Origin of the sequence: Geobacillus sp. LEMMY01, assembly GCF_002042905.1 — a bacterium.
GTDB classification, from domain to species: domain Bacteria; phylum Bacillota; class Bacilli; order Bacillales; family Anoxybacillaceae; genus Geobacillus; species Geobacillus proteiniphilus.
Window position 1 is genome coordinate 1 of record NZ_MVKA01000005.1, and the last position, 18,163, is coordinate 18,163.

Annotated in this window: 13 protein-coding genes; 4 read left to right on the plus strand and 9 right to left on the minus strand. The window is 51.9% G+C overall.

All coding sequences use genetic code 11. From position 1 onward, the window contains the following. Positions 1-222, plus strand: a 222-nt coding sequence (locus B1A75_RS20105) for a hypothetical protein (RefSeq protein ID WP_217700888.1), incomplete at its 5' end; no start/stop codon positions are given. An 11-nt stretch (positions 223-233) separates the two neighbouring features. Here the strand turns inward: B1A75_RS20105 and B1A75_RS03745 are convergent. From B1A75_RS03745 to B1A75_RS03785, 9 genes are all read right to left on the minus strand, one after another. Then, entirely contained in the window at positions 234-1,298 is a 1,065-nt protein-coding gene (locus B1A75_RS03745; RefSeq protein ID WP_176202381.1) for a CRISPR-associated endonuclease Cas3'', read from the minus strand. 94 nt (positions 1,299-1,392) lie between these two features. Next, entirely contained in the window at positions 1,393-2,157 is a 765-nt protein-coding gene (cas5, locus tag B1A75_RS03750; protein ID WP_074043283.1) for a CRISPR-associated protein Cas5, read from the minus strand. A gap of 2 nt (positions 2,158-2,159) precedes the next feature. After that, on the minus strand, positions 2,160-3,224 hold the full coding sequence (locus B1A75_RS03755; protein WP_074043284.1) for a CRISPR-associated protein: 1,065 nt from the start codon (positions 3,222-3,224) through the stop codon (positions 2,160-2,162). A gap of 22 nt (positions 3,225-3,246) precedes the next feature. Next, positions 3,247-5,313: a TM1802 family CRISPR-associated protein gene (locus tag B1A75_RS03760; protein ID WP_074043285.1), complete on the minus strand. Its 2,067-nt coding sequence runs from the start codon at positions 5,311-5,313 to the stop codon at positions 3,247-3,249. A gap of 17 nt (positions 5,314-5,330) precedes the next feature. Continuing rightward, positions 5,331-6,065, minus strand: a complete 735-nt coding sequence (gene cas6 / locus B1A75_RS03765; protein WP_074043286.1) for a CRISPR-associated endoribonuclease Cas6 — start codon at positions 6,063-6,065, stop codon at positions 5,331-5,333. A gap of 528 nt (positions 6,066-6,593) precedes the next feature. Continuing rightward, the gene (locus tag B1A75_RS03770) at positions 6,594-7,841 is read right to left on the minus strand and encodes a TIGR02679 family protein (RefSeq protein ID WP_074043287.1); all 1,248 of its coding nucleotides are present in this window, start codon (positions 7,839-7,841) and stop codon (positions 6,594-6,596) included. Then, complete coding sequence (locus B1A75_RS03775) at positions 7,838-11,959, minus strand: TIGR02680 family protein (protein WP_079935772.1); 4,122 nt, start codon at positions 11,957-11,959, stop codon at positions 7,838-7,840. The genes B1A75_RS03770 and B1A75_RS03775 overlap by 4 nt, the downstream gene beginning before the upstream one ends. A 1-nt stretch (position 11,960) precedes the next feature. Continuing rightward, positions 11,961-13,115, minus strand: a complete 1,155-nt coding sequence (locus B1A75_RS03780) for a TIGR02678 family protein (RefSeq protein ID WP_074043289.1) — start codon at positions 13,113-13,115, stop codon at positions 11,961-11,963. Between the two features lie 2 nt (positions 13,116-13,117). Beyond that, a complete protein-coding gene (locus B1A75_RS03785; protein WP_079935774.1) occupies positions 13,118-14,608 on the minus strand; it encodes a TIGR02677 family protein in 1,491 nt (496 codons plus the stop codon). A 144-nt stretch (positions 14,609-14,752) separates the two neighbouring features. Here B1A75_RS03785 and B1A75_RS03790 point away from each other — a divergent pair, with 144 nt between their 5' ends. From B1A75_RS03790 to B1A75_RS03800, 3 genes are all read left to right on the plus strand, one after another. Then, complete coding sequence (locus B1A75_RS03790; RefSeq protein WP_079935776.1) at positions 14,753-15,400, plus strand: hypothetical protein; 648 nt, start codon at positions 14,753-14,755, stop codon at positions 15,398-15,400. A gap of 470 nt (positions 15,401-15,870) precedes the next feature. Continuing rightward, the gene (locus B1A75_RS03795) at positions 15,871-16,773 is read left to right on the plus strand and encodes a glycine betaine ABC transporter substrate-binding protein (RefSeq protein WP_079935778.1); all 903 of its coding nucleotides are present in this window, start codon (positions 15,871-15,873) and stop codon (positions 16,771-16,773) included. Positions 16,774-16,789: 16 nt separating this feature from the next. Beyond that, complete coding sequence (locus tag B1A75_RS03800; protein WP_074043293.1) at positions 16,790-17,917, plus strand: betaine/proline/choline family ABC transporter ATP-binding protein; 1,128 nt, start codon at positions 16,790-16,792, stop codon at positions 17,915-17,917. Positions 17,918-18,163: the final 246 nt, after the last annotated feature.

An 18,163-nucleotide genomic window follows, 5' to 3' on the forward strand; every position in this document is an offset into this window, starting at 1 on the left:
CAGAACTCCTGCCGGATTCGGCGAAGCGAACCCTTGACCAACCGAACACCGCCAAAGGTAAAATTCGGTCATGGCAAGGGCGGCTTTCTTATTGCCTTCTTTTTTGTCCCCGTCGCCCTTGATGACTCTTCCGCACCTTTGGCGGGTGTTGGTCAAGGGCGAATCCGGCCCTCCGCATGCCCCACGATGCTCAATGGGATGATCTGTGTGGAGTTTTCATAGAACTTTTGACGCTACCCAGTAGAGAAGCTCAAGTCTGCGAGGCGATGGTGTGCAAGTACTTGTGCGTTCTTGCCGAACACCGCCTCATAATCTCGTCGGCTCTGCTCAATAATATTGATGAAAGGAATTGCGGTGATAATCCGTGGAACGTATCCTTCCAATTCAGCAATCCGTTGCTGCAGGTAAAGGGCGCATTCCAATGACGCAAGGGTTTTGCCGATCCCCGTAGGAGCAGTAATGGTAAAAAATTTCTCCTTTCGGATTTGCTCATCTTCTAGTCCCTTTAAGACCGACATCATCTGTTGGCTTGCTCTCTTCCTTCGCTCTGTCATGGGAGAAGCCGTCTCTCCCGCATGCTTGACACGGATATAATCCGTCACCCTTGTTGCGGAAACCGTCTTAACAGCAGAGGGCAACACACCTCCAGAATCTAATTTATCCGAATCAATGAGCAAGGAAAAGAAGTAATTCAAGGCAAAGAACCAATAATCTCTCCGTAATCTTCCTTTCATATGCTGCGGCATATGCAGGAAATGGCGGGTATCAGAACGCCATCGACCGAAATCGACGTGTTGAGGCAGCTGGAGGAAGTCGACATTCTCCTGCAGTCCAAGGTCTTTTAAAATGCAATGCCATTTTTGCTTGATGTTTACGTACTGTTGTTCCAATACCGTCCAGAGCTCATCTGAAAACAATCCCTTTAAGGTAAGGCTTCCATGGTGGAAACGAACGCAAAGGTAGGCGATAAACGCCCAAACGTGCTTCTCAAGAGATGGAATATGATCCAAACACTGTTCCGCAAGGGCTCTTGCGAAACAAGCGGAAATGTGAGCGTGACTGCTCAGCTGTGACGTTTTCCCTTCCATGAGATGGGACTGAAAATAGTCCGTGTACTTGCCAATGTCATGCAAAAACATGATAATTTTCGCTAAAACTCTCACATCCCTATTTTCCAGACTTGGGAACATTACCGTCGGCGGAATAAATTGTTGTCCATTTTGAGCAACAGTATGAAGATGTTCAGCCAATAGATGTCGCATTTCACTCGTGCGATCATAGTGAGCATAATACTTCATCCAAATTTCCTCCCTCCCAATCCCCCGACGATGTTTCATCTAATTCTTCGATAAGCAAGACCGGAACGCAGTAAGGCGTCTCCGGTCCTTAAAGTCACTGCATCCAGACAATATTGCACCCGTTGCTCAAAGCAACATAAGTGTCGACGTCCGCGTACACAGGAGAATCGGTCATGTTAATAATCACACTCGCTTTGCCCCGGGGCGTTAAGCGACGATCTTTGTCGAATTCCAGCGGCAAGTCCTCTTTCACCAATCGGTAAGAACCTTCCGACGCAGGCGGCAAGTCCACCATCTTCACGGAACGTACAGGCAATACAGATGATATCGCCACCGAGTTCCCTTCGCTTCTTTCCTCTCCCTCCCAAACGCCCCCATACTGCATCCACCCTAAGTTGTAGGCAGTGCCCAGCCCTAAGGAGATTCCTAAACTACCATAGCCTCCTAATGAAGAAACAAACATAAGCTCTTCCAATCGTTTCATAACCTTCGGGTTGCGGTGGGAGATGTACACTCGATAGTCTAGGTGCCCGTTACGAATGTCTTGAGGCAAAACCAACTCCGTCGCCGTCTGACTATGGTTTTCTTGGGACCCGTTGCAGTCATCCCATTTTTTCACCATCAACAAATTCAGTTTCTGAATAATTTTCTTGATCGGCGCATGGTTGGACACAGCAATCCGACACTCGTCCAAAGAAAAGTCTTCATAATAAGAGTCTCTCTCATATCCTAACAGCCCTGCCAAAATTCCGATGATCGTCGTGCGTGGCGGGACTGAATAAGACAATGCCGAGGAGTTGGAATAGTAACGTCGAAAATGAGCCATTTTGCCGCAGAGTCGAAGTTCCAACACTTGCACACTCACAAACCTCCAGATACAGTCAATCGCTCCCACAAATCGACCGATTCGAAATCAGGCATCCCAGTCAGCGATTCTCCATCCACGAAAGGATGAACCCACCCAATGACACGTTCTACATATTCTTTTTGCTTCATCTCTCTTAGAACTGATGCGAGGGTCGCAAAATCAACACGTATATCGGAAAGACGGCGAATTGGCCTGTCTTCATCCAACTCGACTCGCAAGAAACGACGCAAGTCACCTAAATATCCATCAAATGTTGGGGAGTACACGACTTCCAAGTAGCAAAGGGGGGTTTGCCCTTGCTTACTGTCTGTCTGGTTTGCCATCATTCCTTGCACCAGTGCTTTGCGGAAAATCTCACGATCCTGTTCACTCATTCCGGTTCGTTGGGCGTTAAACTTGTTGATCGTGCCGTAATGGGCGACACAAGCATAGTGCACCTTATACTTTTTCCCGAAAGTAGAACTGTCATCGTTCATGATCGTCGTAATCGTATTGGATTTCACCAGCTCAACCGGGTGGAGTGAATATCCCCAAGTAATCTGCACTGGTCCCGTATAAGTGCGAGACACGTTTTCCACCGCCATAGCACTTCCAAACATCCGAATATCAATAAGCGAGCGTTTGATGATTTCGGTGAGAAAGAGATTATGGAAATCGGTTAATACCTGTTTTTTCTTCTTATCCCCCTTCACTTTGTTATACAAGGCAAGGATATCATCGCCATCCGATTCTACTAGTTCATTCCAAGCCTTAGCGATCAATGGCTGTTCGGCAAGCAAATTACGAAATCGCTCCGTGTCCCGCATCCACTGCTCTCGGATATGCTCAAACATTTGTGAAACCGGCACTTTCCGATCAGCCAACGTGTCCACAAAAATGGGAAACCCCTTTTGTTTGAGGAAATCGCGACAATCCCGTTTACGGCGCGCATCGCTGACCAGGAGTGTAGATGTCTCATAATCCATGCGCGGCTTATTCTCTTGATCCGGATCTCCGTTTGGATTTGTCATGACTGCTTCAAAGAGAAACAGAAAATCGCTATTTTGCCGAATAACCATCAAACTACAACCCCTTTCCTTATCATGGTAATTGTGCAATAGCAGGGTCAGCACCAGATTCCGTTGGATCACCGTCCTGCTTCCGCCCTTTATTATGACTAGCTAAAGCTCCCACCTGATAAGCGTATCCAGACATGATATAAAAGACATTGGCATGATCGCTCAATGGCCATTCTCTTTCCTTCAATATCCCGCAATGCCGATGAAACCCTTCAATGAGCGTTTCACTGTATCGGTCAAACGCATCGTACTGGCGCAACTTATCCAACACATCATAGTACAAGCGATATACTTCCGATGCGGACATCCCTTGAAAATGAATCTTTTTGAGCACGGGTTTCGTTTTGTGACCTTTTTTATACTGTTCAACCCCCACACGGTGAATCATGCACCCAAGGTAAAATAAAGCTTTCGCTTCTGAACTGAACCCTTGGCGGTCAAGAAACTGTTCAACCGCCTCCACGGAGTCATATAATTGCATGTCCTGCTCCTCCGTTCCGAATGATGGCGTAAAAACAGGTCTGTCCAATATAGCTAACTGCTGAAAAACTTGAATCAAAGCCAAGTACTGCATAGCCATGCGTTGGATAAAAAAATCCACCTTGTCTGGATGATACTCGTCCAACCCCATGTTGCGATAGTTATCAATCTTTTCTTTGGATAATTGCAATATCCCTTTATCCAAGGCTTCAGAGGCGTAGTCAAACAAAGTTTCCGAACGGATGCGATAACCGGAGAACAAGGCTTTGTAAAGCGACAAAACACGACCTACATTCACCTGCTCCCCCTTTTTCGTTTCACGAATCGGCACCATACGGTATATGTTTCCAAGCGACATCCCTTGCAGAAATGGCTTTAGCTGTCCACTTGCTTGTCTGATCGTCTTCATAATCTGCATGAATCTCAAAGCAGGAACATCTTCGATTGTTTCCAACACAGTGAAAGAAGTGCCATCTGTCCGATAAACAATAATGTGAATAGTAAAGTAGGGATGTTGCATCCACTCTGCATCCGCCTCAACCATTTCCAGCCATTCTCCCGCCTCTTTACATTGAAATGCAAAATCCAACCGATCCTTGATTCGCCCGATGCTGTCGTAATCAAACGGCTCAAACAGCCCCTCTGGGAGAAAAAAAGCGCTTTCTCTAGCAATTGAACCTTTAAACCTCTTCTCGATCAGCGCCTCACCATTCACCAAATGTCGATAGCACTCAAGGCATATTGCATAGGCATCGTCATAACTGTAACCATCTGTCTTATACCGCGCCGAGTTGATTGTAGTGGTAGTAAATACTTTATTGATGCCAGTTCGGCTAAATTTTGTCGTATACTCACTCTTCACTGAAGGCTTCAACTGTTGACAAACATAACACACTCGCTGTTCACTCGAGTGCGAATCTTCCTCCCGCTCTTCTGGCAACTCCAAATTGTTAATTTTTCTCACCAATTTCCGATAGTCTTCATGCTGAGACAGGACAATCCGCACTCCCTGCTCAAACACAGCTGGGATCACCAACACAAACCGGTCTTTCTTATTTTCGTGCTCCAGCATTGCGTGAACAAAAGCTTCATACTTAAACTTTTGGGAGCCAATGCAAATCACTCGATTCTCTTTCTGCAAGGTGACGGATTTTCCCTCAAGAGAACCCGGGAGTTGAAAGCGGTCCAAGCACACCTTCCCTCTCCCTTTTTTGTTGCCTGTGACAAGCAATTCAGAGGCTTCCATTTCCTCAATCCATTTTGACAATCGAGAGTCTCCCATATTGTGTTTCTGGAGAGCTAGTCGCAAGTCATTCCATACACTTGTCAAAAGATAATGCAATGACTCCACTTCTCTCACAAGATAACTTTGCAATTGGGCTGCATCGTTATTCCCGAAATACCCGTATTCATATAATATGTCTTTGGAAAACGGAATCGGGTCTTCAATCCGAATGCTTTGCCTCTCCAAGTCAAACGTCAAAAAAACCGCATACGGTCTCTCTTCTGATTTAATCTTCGTCTTAAGCGATTTTACTTTCGCCTCAAGAGGGTCATGATCCGCGGGCACTAATGACCCGAGATACGCTGTCAGCTGCGGCAGATTCACGAACAGACACCTCCTGATCAACGGCTGATCGGGCGGATACAGCCGAATCCACACGAATTTTTGCCGCCAAGGCCTGCATCAACAGCGGCTTGCAACAGACGCGAATCCCCCTCAAGGATAAATCTCCCGTTATACGCTTCAATAATGGTATTTTTGTAAAGTACGATTTGTTTACGAAAATCCCCAATTGAATTGATAGAGACCGGCGCAAACGCCAGATTCGCTCCGTATATCAACTTAGCCTTCCTCACTAGGTTGTCGGAAATGATTCGTTGAAAATCTTTTTCACCTGGATAAAAGTATTTCGTGTATTTTCGTCCATCTGGCCGCAATAACGTGGAATAGGCGACCACTGGCGAAAGCGTCTCTATTTCAATGACAGATCTATCAACCTTAAAAATCTCGGTTTGAATGGATGTGACACGCAAACAATGGCTTCCGATGCGTATTCCTTCCATGAGCAACACTTGGGTGATTTCCCTTATAAACCGCTCAATCGGCGAGGACAAAATAAGTTGGACCTTATTTTGAAAAACTAACATTTTGGATGCAGGGATATAATCATGAGGTCCCATCAAACGTGAGAATGAGAAGAGGGTGAACCGCCGGCGATCTACAATATACCCTTGATTGTGGAGAAAATCAGCAAATTCCGGACTAAGATGGCGATAAATTGCAGCTTGCAAGAGATGGTTGTAATTGACCGGAATCTCCCAGGGAACGTCACTTTGCAAGGTAATTGTAATGTACATGTCTCTTCCTCCGTTTTCATCCCTCATAGGTACGATAAAAAACGATGCGCGGATCAAGGTACGTCTTGTAAATCTCACATTTCAATCCCTCATAGGTACGATAAAAACCCCAAAAAGCTGGATATATCAAGCCTTACGTCCCAAGGCTGTCTTTAGAATACCATAACCTGAAAATTCCGTCAATTCCCTTTCCTCTCGATGTCTGTAAAGTTCAAGTGCATCAAATTATTGTCGTCGATCCCCCTGCGTTTTTGCACGATTGAGGGTCGACGACAATTCGGAAGCTGTGTTGAAGAAGCGGGTTTATTCCCTCATCTGTTCGATCTTTTCCATCGACAGCCCGGTCAGTTCGTGGATCGTTTGGAAGGGAGACCCGGTCGCTTCCTCCCCTTCCTTATCTTCCCTCTAGAGGACTGGTGATTCAGTACAAAAGGTTGCCGATCCCATATGCTTTTCAATTAGAGAAACTTTGTGAGATCGTCTTTCTTTTTGGCGAAATACCGCTGATTTGCACGTGACAGCCATTTTTCACCGGCCTTCTAGCCTATGGATAAGATCGCCTTCGATGTCCTTTGCCAACCTCCCAATGATCGCCTCTTGATACCCGGCTTTTTTCTTTCGCCCGATGGCTTCTTTCACCGGCCGCAATGGTTCCGATGTGACGGATGCGAGTTTGGCGAGGCGCTCGGGTGTGAGTTCAACGACTGGGTTGGCGGCCGCATAATCGTCCAAGGAAAAGCGCCAAAGTGTGACGGCCTGTCCATACCGTTCGAGCAGCCGTTCGGCCATGGCCAATCCTTCCGGGTCGAAATCTCCGGAATAAAGCAAGCGTGCGCCAGAGGCAGCGAGCAAATCAAGCAGCTTCATCGTCGCTACATTCATTTGTCCATTCGTGCTGACAAGCGGGGCGCGGGTGTCAAGCAACGTCGAAAAAACACCGGCGTTTTCAACGATATACACCGTCTTGCCGCGGGCGGGATGGGCGCGCACAAGCGGCCACACTTCCCGAAGCGGGATGTTCAACGCCGCATTCGTTTCCGCGGCAGCGGAAAAGACAGGATGCGGGCCGCCCTCGGTTTCGGCGAGAATGTTGGCGCATGTGACAAAGTTCAAAATATCTTCGCGGAGCAGGCCGACGGACTGCAACAGTTCATTGACACTCTCTACGGACGTCACATCCCACTGGCCTGGTGTCGTCGCTTGCAAGGCGGACAACAACAATCTCCCTGGAAGAGTGGACAAATCGAACGCGTGCGGATCGCTGGCCACTTGCTGGGCAAAGAGCGGGAGGCGCATATATGAAGAGAGCGGGAGGCGGCAGAGGGCGGCGCCGACAAGGCGGACGGCGGCCTCAAGACCGTCGCGGTCGGCTTCGTACGCCGTTTGGACGAAGCGTTGGCCGCGGACGGCCGCGAACCAATGATGTTCCTCTGCAAGGCGCGCGAAAAAACGCTCCCGCTCTTCCGCCTCTGCCTGGCGCCGTTCTTTGTTCGACATAAGCGGGACGCCGAAATAATGTTCGAGCAGTTCGACGAGTCCAACACCCGCAAACTTTGTCTGTCCGAGCTGTTTCTCAAAGTCGGAGAGAAAGACGCGGGAGACGTCTTTGCCGAAAAAGGCGGCGATCGACTCCCGCTCCTCCTTGGAGAACGACTGCAACGAAACCGCGCCGCCGACGCGGCCGAGCGACTCGTACTTGCGCTTCATCTCAATAAACAGGCGATGAAACCCCGGTTCGGAGCGGAAAAAGGCGGCCGCTTCCTTGACCGCGCTCATGTTTCCATCAACTCCCATTCCTTGTCATCGATGACAAGCTGTTTGATGCGCCCGTTCCAACGATAATGAATGACGGTGACAAACGACGCATTGCGCGGGCGGACGAGTTCGCAAATGGACAGGGCGGACACCGTATCGTAGTCGCCCCAAAGCGCTTGCGAGTTCATAATGTAGTTAAAGCCGAGTTGTTCGACAAGACCGAACATGTTGCGGATGTTGTTTTCGTCGACGCCGGCGAACGCTTCATCGAGCGAGATGATGTACGGCGCGTCATCTCCCGCTTCTTGGTAGCGCGAGTACGCCGCGGCAAAGAGCGGGATGTACATCGCCATGGCCTTTTCCCCGCCGCTGAATTGGTAAAAACGGTGGTTCGTCAGCTCGCGCTTTGGCTCGTTCGCTTTTTCGTAGTAAAGAGTGAACGCAAACCATTTCCGATAGTCGAGCACTTCTTTAATGATTTGATGGAGCGTGTTGCCTTGGCCGCGCTCCTCAAGCAGTTCGCGAGCGCGGGCGATTTTCGAGCGGAAATGGTTCGTCACCCGCTGCAAATCTTCCTCTTTCAACAGCCGCGAATCGATCCGCAACAGACGGACCAACTCTTTCGTGTCAAGCTCCGCTTCAGTTTCTGCTGTTTTTGGTTTCCATTGAATGGACAGCACCAGACCCGATGACGTGTCGAGGCCTCCCATCAGTTTGTTCATATCATTCACCCACCGCTCGGCGCGCTGGATGCGGCTGCGCAAAATGCGGCCGACCGATTTTAAAATGACGTCCTCATACAGCTCGCGGTCTTGCTCCTTCATATACTCGTGCTGCAAGACGATGTCGCGTTCCACCTCGGCGAGCACGGCAAACGGCGTGGCGCGCTGGCCTTTGTAGTCGAGGAAAATGACGTGCCGCTCTTGTTTTTCCCGCCAATCGGCCGCTTTCATCGCCATTTCATCATCCGGTGCGGATGTGATCCATTCGTGATCCCCATCATCCGGCAACCGCTCGAACGTCGCCCGGTATTCGGTCAAATTGGACGACTCTTGGAAAAAGACGGTGTTCAACCGAGCGAGAAGCGAGGAGCGCGTCTCCTTGAGCGCCGCCCCGTACCGTTGTTTCGCTTCTTTCGCCTGCTCCGGAAGGGGGCGGGAGCGGTCAAGCTCCACAAGCCCGAGCGCCGCTTCGCGGACAAACGACTGCTCCCACATAGCGGCCAGCTTGCGGGCGAACGCTTCCCGTTTCTCCCCTTTTTCCCGCTCCTCGGCTAGGCGAATAAGACGTTGTTCTGTCCGCGCCCGTTCGTCAACCCGCTGCGGAATTTCGTCGCGCAGCGCGGCGAGCCGCTCCCGAACGCGGGCAATTTCCGCTCGAATGTCATCCGCTCCCATTTGTTCGAGCGTCCGTTCCATTTCCGAAATTCGCAGGGCAAGCCGTTCTTCTTCATCGAGCAGCCGATTCCGCTCGCCTTTGGCCTCATCGATCTCTTCAGAAAGCGCTTGAAGCCGTTCACGCTGCTGGGCAATCATGGCCGCGGTATGGCGCGCCTCGCGATAGTGGACTTCCAGTTCATGCAGGTGGCGGATGTACGATTTCATCGCGATTCGCGCCTGTTCGCAGCCGTGTAAGGAAAATTCTAAGTCAAGCCCCGCCGACTGTTCGCGCAGCGTCTGTTTCAATTGTTGCCACTCGCGGGCCAGGAGGGACACTTTTTCTTGTTGGCGCCGCCAGTCGCGTTCTTTGCTTTCGGCTTGGCGGCGGGCTTCTTGCCGCTCCTCAAACGCTGTGCGCACATCGCGGTCCGATGGGAAGGACGCAAACCAGTCAGCGAGCGCGGACAAGGCGGCTTCGACTGCTTCATGTTCCGTCCGCAAACGGTCGCGTTGGCGCCGCAACGCGGCGATTTCTTCTTCAAGCGACGCGATTTTCTCCATCCGCCAACGCGTTCTGGCCGTTCGGCCGATAAATATCGGGCGCTCTCTCACCGGCGCATGGCCGCGCAACAGGCCGATCGAATAGCGTCCTGTTTCATCGATCGTCATGCCGCCTTCTTGTTCCGCATCGGTGATCACGATGCTGCGGAGCACTTCGTCAATCCGCTCCGCCGACACGGGGGCATCCGCATCTGGACACAAATAATCGGCAAGCGTGTGCGCCATATGGACGGGGTTCGGGACGAGCACACGATCGCAAGCCGCATCCACATCGCGGTCCGTGATGAGCGCATCAAGCAGCCCAGCATGCGAAAGCGCCGATTCGATCCGTTCACGCACCGTTCCGGGCACATGGTCGAAAAATTCGACGGCCGCATAGAGCGGGACAAAGGACACTCCTTGCCGCTCCAGCTCCGCGCGGGAAGCGGCGGTTTGTTCATCGCGCTCCGGCTCAGGATCTCGTTCGTCTTGCCAATGGCGAAGTTCAGCTTCACGGTCGCCTAGCTCGCCATCCAACAGGCGGATCTCATGTTCGAGCCGCCATTTCTCGTCGTTTTTCTTGCCGACCGCGGCGTAATACGCTTCGGTGAACGGGCGCTTGATGTCATCGATCGAATACCGTTCGTATATGGCGCTCATTTGTTGCAAAAACGATTGAATGTCCGCTTCCGAAACATCGACTCCCCCTTGCTCCAGCCAGGCGAGCACCTCTTGTTCAAAGCGCTCTTTTTCTTGCTCGAGCAGTTCCTCCCATTTTTGGTGCTGGTGACGCCATTCGTCCACTTCCCGCTGCAATTCTCCCGCTTCTTTGCTTGCCTCTTCATAGCGCGCTTGGAGCTCGTCATGGCGGCGCCAAAGGCGGGCAAGCTCCTCGAGCCGCTCTGTATGACGATCCGCTTCCTGCTTCCAAACGGTAAACAGAAACTCGTGCTGATGGCGGCGATGGCGTAGAAAATCGCCTTCGTTCACCTCATGGCCAGAAAACGCTCCTTCTTCGGCATCGGCGCGCAGCTGTTCGAGTTCATCCTCAAGGTTCTGTTCGATCTTATCGAAAAGCGCTTCCGCCTCATCAAGCCGACGGCGGTGCTGCCGCTCAAGCCGTTCTTTTTCCTCCATCGCCCGTTCGTGCCGCTCCCGCCGTTCTTGCAGGCGCTGCCGCTCTGCTTTCAGCTGCTCATATTGATCTGCTTGCTGGAACACCTCATGACCAGCCAAGTCGACTTCGCGCGCCCGCAGCACGTCTTCTTCGCGGCGGAGGCGGGCGATGGTCTCGTCAAGCTCACCGAGCGTCTTCCGCGCCTGTTCCTCTTCGCCGCGGCGGCGCTGCTGCTCGGCGGTGAGCTCTTCGGCTTGTTTGACCGCTTTCTCGTATTCCATCGCTTTTTCCGCGATCATATATTCATTGTAATGGCGGTATTGATCGCATAAACGTTTCAACGCCCGTTCGTCGCGTTCCAGCTGTTCGAGCTGCTGTTTCGCTTGATCCATGTTTTCGATCGTCTCGGACAAATGGCGAAGTTCTTCGTCGGTCAACGCCGGAAGCGAGCTTTCCAAAATTTCATAGATCACCGTTGGCTTAAAATCTTTTGACAGCTTCGGGCTGCGCAGTTGAATGAGCAGCTCGATCAATTCTTGAAACGCCTCAAGCGATTCAAAGCGAAACACATGCTTATTGACGAGCTCCATATAGTCTTTTTGCGTCTCGACGACCGTCCCGCCCGCGCCGAGCGCTGTGGCCAGCTCCCGCTTGGTCAGCGGAATTTTTTCACCCGTTTTTTCTTGTTTATACAACTGAAGGTCATAGCCGATGCGACGGTTGTCAAAGATGACAAACCCCCAGAAGTCGAGGCTTTTTTGCCGCTTCGCGCGCAGGCCGATGCCGGTCGTCACGTATTGGTCGGACTCTTTCCGTTTATATTCCAAAAACAAATACCCGGTCCGCTCATCGCGGTCCACGACATCTTTTTCCCCAAGCAAGTAGTCTTCCATGCGCCGCGCCCGTGAGCCGAACGGATCGAGCCGATCAGGCGTCTTTTTACCGTCAAGCAGCACCGGGATCAAGCTTTGCATCGTCACCGACTTGCCCGCCCCGTTGCTTCCCCGCAATAACAGCTTCCCATTGGCAAAATGAAAATATTGCTCGTCATAATACCAAAAATTAATCAATCCGGCGCGATGAAGCACCCATGGATTCGCCATCCTATCTCCCCTCTTTCGCTTCAAAATCATCCGGATACCGCCCGCAAAGCCGCCCGAGGAGCGGGTAAAGGACGATCATTCCGGTGTCGTGCTCCGTATCGGCCATGCGCCATTCTTTGAGCGCCGAAAGCACTTCGCGGACAAGCTCAGCAGCCGACATGTCGCGGTACGTTTTCCCCCACCCAGCCCCATAGCGGAGCCGGCAATCGGCAAGCCAAGCGGAAAACTGTTCCGTCGTCAACCGAATGCGGCCGTACTCATCAGGCGGAAGCGACTCCAACCGTTCGCGGACCAAGGCGGCAAAATGAAGGATGATCTCCGACGTTCCTTTCTGATCAGGAAATACGGTGTACGGCGCCTGCCGCTCCGGCAGCGTCAACATCGCCGCATTTTTGTACAGCTCGTAGCGAAACGGCGTATGCGCTTCGATATCATCGCGCAGCCGATGGCGGAAGTTGCGCAAGTAGTAAAAATCTTGCTCGTCGCCTTCTGTCCGGTGCACCGCCGGAGATAAAAACAGCTTTCGATACAGGCGATGGCGCCGATAATCTTGCGGCGCCGCTTTCCACTCCTCGGCGAGCAATTCGTCGATCGATTCATATTGCAACAAATCTTTCGGATACGTGCGCATAAAATAACGGGCCAACACCGGCACTTCGTACAACGCCTCTTCCTCCACATGCTGGGCGAACGCCTCAATCTCCCCGTCCATCCGGCGGATGAGCCCGATTTGTTCGGCTGTTTTCAACACGCGAATGAGCGCGCGCCGGTGCGAGTAGTTCGTCCAATCAATCGGCGCATCTCCTGGATACATGGCGCGGATTTCTTCACATACGTCAGAAAGCAAAAACTTTTCTTCCACCGCTTTTCCTTCCAAATACGCCATCAAGCAACAAAACAGCGCATAGTCAAGCGGCTCTTGAAACGACTCGATGCCCATCCACGGTTCCGGTTCGGCCGGGATTTTTTCCAGTTTGGCGAAATAGCGGTGAACGATGAGCCGATAACCGAATTTCTCCTCAACGTACCTCTTTAACACATGTTCGCGCTCACGGACGAGCTGATACAGCTCCGGCTCTTTTTCGCGGACGATCCAAAACTGCTCGAACAGCGCGGCGAGCGCTTCTTTCGCTTTGTCGTCAAACGCCGTTTCCATCCTCACTCACCTCCCGAAAGCACATGAATTTCGTAGTTCGGCATCACGAGTTCCCCGTCTTCCGAACGAAGGCAAATCGTCCCTTCACGTTGAACGACTTTCAATTTCCAACCGTTTTCCGTTTTCGCCGTTTGCCCCTCGCGCCCCATCGCCTTGGCGATCCAGCCAAGCAATGTTTTCCGTACATATGGGGTCACTTCCGGCAAATGGGCGAGCACGATTTTCCCATCGGTCACAAGCTGCTTCAGCTCGTCTTCCTCGCGCGCTTTTTCTTCCAAATAGCGAAGGAGCGCTTCTTCTTTCTCTCGTTCTTTGTCTTCAATCGCCTGCGGCTTTTTCTTTTCCCCATAATGGCGGACGCGCGGTTTCGTCACCCATTCCGCTGGCGGCTCATCCCATACGTCGCGGTATATATTGTCGGTCGCCCCCGCATCGGCGACGAGATGTTTCGTATGGAAGCAGCCAAACACGACCGCCGACAGGCAGTGCGCCTCTTCGATCGATGGAAGCTGCGAGAACCAGCGCGCCAAATGCAAGTAGTCGCCCTTGCGGCTGCGAAAATGGTGATGCCGCTCGCCAAGCCGCTGCACAACGCGCGTCAAACGACGAATCGCCTCGTTCGTCTGGTATTGCAAAAACGAAAGCTCGCTCTCGCGCCCATCACGGCCTAAAAACCATTCGCATAGACTGCGCCACATCTCCCGCTTCTCCTCAATGAGCTCCGCGCGCGGCGGCAGTGCATCGGCAAAGCGCGGGATGGACCTCTCATAGTCGACGACATGCTCGATGAACCGGCCGACCCCGTCTTCCGGCAAGTCTTCAAGCAATTGCTCAATCTGCATCGACGTTTTTTGCAAGGCGACGATAAAATCGCGCAAATAAGCAGTAAACTGCTCTTTATAAACGAGAAACGACTCGGCCGTCATCCGCTCTTCTAAATTCTCACCGTGCAAATAGGCGATATAGTCGGCGGAGTTTTGGATAATTTTCTTGAAATAATCGAACGTCTCTTCCCATACTTGATGCATTTCATCCGGCTGCTCTTGAAAATCAGAAGCGATGATCGTTTCCATGCGAGAAAGAGAGGCATACAAGCGGTCAAACCGCGTTTTCTCGAGCGACCCCCCAAATGAATCCCCAAGCTGCTCGAGCGTGCGGATCATCCGTTCGATTTCGACCGTGTACGGGCTGCATTGATAGCGGAACCGCTTTTTCTTAAACTCTTCAATCGTCCGCACGTGAGAAGTCTCTTGACGGGCGATCAAGTTGTTCCATTTGACGAGCTGGTCGAGGTCTTGCTGCAGCTCTTCCTCGGTGTAATCGGCAAACTCCTCGTGCTGCTTTAAAAAGGCGTACACTTCTTCCGGAAACAAATATTGCCGCATCCGCTCGTGCTGAATGTAGAAATAGCGCAAAATCGCCCGGTAGCGGTGCGCGTTTTCCGTCGATAAATATTTTGTTTCGACAATGGGCTTCAACCACGTGGCGTCCATCTCCGTCCACCTTTGCTTCGGTTTTTTCCTATGTTTATTGTAACGATTTTCTCCGCTCTTTTTCTAGCAAAAACCGTTTTCCTATTTTTTCTCGCCATCGGCGCGCGTTTTTTGTAAAATAGAGGGGAAAAGGAGGTGAAACGAATGGAAGCGTTGCTGCGGGAAATTTTGCATGAAGTGAAAGCGACGCGCACGGCGGTCGAGTCGCTCGAGCAGCGGGTTGGCGCCTTGGAGGGACAAGTGGCCAATCTCAATGAAAGAACGGGTGCCCTTGAAGTGCTGGCGGCCAACCTTAATGAACGAACGGGCGCTCTCGAAGCGCAAATGGCCCAGCTCAATGAGCGGACGAGCGCCCTTGAGCAACAATTCACTCAACTGAACGAGCGGACAAGCAACCTCGAGCACCAAGTCGTCCAACTGAACGAACGCATGGGCACTGTCGAACACCAAGTCGCCCAACTGAACGAACGCATGGGCACCGTCGAACACCAAGTCGCCCAACTGAACGAACAGACGAACACGCTTGCACAGCGAATCGACCTGCTTGATGAGCGCACGAACGAAACGAAGGCGATCGCCGAAGCGCTCCGCCACGGGCAAGAAGTGCTGGCCGCCAAATATGAGGCGATGGCGCACGACCTCCATCATATGAAAGGCGACCTCACCCGTATCACATCCATCCTTGAAGACAAAGTGCTGCCTGCCCTCGCCGAACATGAAGCGGGACTGCACGTCTTGAACGCCCGCGTCTTCAAAACGGAAAGCGCCCTTCATCGCCTTGTTCATGCGTAACACGTTCCCCATAGAGAAACGTTCCACACTGATTCTCTTTTCACTAGGCAGCCGTGAGCTGCCTTTTTTGTTCGAGTGTTTATCGATTAGCCTTCACCTTGACCATTTGCCAAGGCACCGGCCTTCTCGCGGCAAGCGGGAGCATCACCCCGCACTCTCGATGAACGGCGCGGGTCATGCCTGGCTGGCGCATCGATGGATGAACACGAGGCTTATGCAAACATCTCGAATTCGGAGCATCTAGGAGGATTCGCAAGCATTCCCGAGCATTTTTCAGGATCAAGGAGGAGAGAACGCTCATCGCCGCGAGAGCAAGCGAGAGGCAAACATATCGACCGATACCAAATTTGCCAGCTGCACCCAAATTACGGTATCCTTTGTTTGTGACGCTTTTTCATCCCCTCCGCGTCTTGTTGCCGCCTTTTTTTCTTTCCCTCATTTGTGTGATAGTAGCCAAAAAAGGAGGAATTGTGTTGCGAAAATGGATGATGTCTTTGCTCGCTGTCGGGCTTGTGTTCGGATTGGCGGCCTGCAGCGGAACGAGTGATGCGAAAGGAAAAATCGTCATTAGCGGAAAGAAGTTTACCGAACAAGTCATTTTGACGCATTTGTTGGCGGAGTATGTGAAGGCCAACGCGGATTTGGATGTTGAAGTGAAAGACAGTTTAGGCGGCGCGTTTATGCTCCAGCAAGCCATCGAAAACGGGGATGTCGACATGTATGTCGAGTACACCGGAACCGGGTATTTGAACATTTTAAAACAGCCGTACGATCCTGCAAAGACGCCCGAACAAATTTACAACGAAACGAAGAAGTTGTATAAGGAAAAATACAACATCGCTTGGCTCAAACCACTCGGGTTTAACAACACCTACGCCTTGGCCATGCGGAGAGACCTCGCGGAAAAGCTCGGGGTGAAAACGTACTCCGATTTGGCGAAACATTCGTCTTCCCTCACATTTGGGTCAGACGCCGAGTTTTTTGAGCGAAGCGACGGCTATGACGGGCTTGTCGATACGTACGGGTTTCAGTTCAAGAAAAAAGTGACGATCGATCCGGACTTGCAGTATGAAGCGGCGAAAAACAGCGAAATTGACGTCATCACCGCCTACACGACCGATGCCCGGATAAAAAAATATGATTTGGTCGTATTGAAAGATGACAAACAGTACTTCCCGCCGTACCACGCTGTGCCGATCATCCGCCAGGAAGTGTTGGATGCCAACCCGGGTCTTGAAGAAAAACTGAACAAGTTGGCCAACATTTTGACCGATGAAAAAATGATGGAACTAAACGGCCAAGTGAACTTGGAAGGAAAACAGCCGCGTGAGGTGGCGCTTGATTTCTTAAAAGCGGAAGGACTGATCGACTAGAAAGCGAGGAATGTGGATGATTCGGTTTGAAAACGTCACGAAACAGTATGAGGACGGCTTTGTCGCCTTAAAAAATATCAATCTCGACATTCGCAAAGGAGAGCTTGTCGCCTTAATTGGGCCGAGCGGATGCGGGAAAACGACGACAATGCGGATGATCAACCGCTTGATCGAGCCGACATCAGGCAAAGTGTACATCGATGGGCAAGACATTTCCCAACTTGACCCGGTTGAGCTGCGGCGCAACATCGGCTACGTCATCCAGCAAATCGGCCTGTTTCCGCACATGACGATCGCGGAAAACATCGCGCTCGTGCCAAAGTTGAAAAAATGGGAAAAACACGCCTATGAAAAACGGGTTGACGAATTGCTCGAGCTCGTCGGATTGGATCCGGCGACGTTCAAACACCGCTACCCGTCAGAGCTCAGCGGCGGGCAGCAGCAGCGCGTCGGCGTCGTCCGCGCCTTGGCCGCCGAACCAGACATTATCTTAATGGATGAGCCGTTCAGCGCTCTCGACCCGATCAGCCGCGAGCAGCTGCAAGATGACATCGTCCGCTTGCAAGAGGAGATTCACAAAACGATTGTCTTTGTCACCCATGATATGGATGAAGCCATTAAAATCGCCGATCGGATTGCGCTCATGAAAGACGGGGAAATCGTCCAGTTTGCGACGCCGGACCAAATGCTTCGGCGGCCGGCGAACTCGTTCGTCCGTGAGTTTATCGGCGAAGACCGGCTGCGGACCCGCCAGACGGCCGTGCCGACGGCGGAGGATTTAATGTCGGCTGACGTCGCGACGATCTCGCCGCGCCGCGGCTTGGCGGAAGCGTTCCGATTGATGAAAGCGAAAAAGGTCGACAGTTTGATCGTCGTCGATAAAAAGCAGGCCTTTCTCGGCATCGTCACCTTAAAACAAATCGAACAGCGCTACCAAGAAGAACATTTATTAGTCGCCGACATCGCCGACTACGATGTGACGACGTTGGCGAAAGAAGCGGACGTCACCAACGTCGCCGCTCTGTTCCAAGACCCGGATGTGCGCATCATTCCGGTGTTGGACGGCGACCGGCTCGTCGGCGGGATCACGCGCTCGAGCATGATGCGCGCGCTCGCGGAGTGGACGTTCCAGCAACATGCCTAATGCCAACGAAGACGGGCGAATGGGGGCTTGAAAAAACGATGCCGCCCCGTTTCTTGTCATCTGGCCAGAAACTTTGCCGCGGCCGTCGGCCCGCCTGAATCACACGTCTCATTTCGAAAAGACAAGGCCGCTCCAAGCGGGCTTGCCGATGGGATTCGTTCCGCTAGTGAACCAAAACCTTGTCAAGTTTTCGGTCTCAGCCCATGACCAAGCGGCAGCCACCCGCTGCCGCTTTTCCGCCAAGGA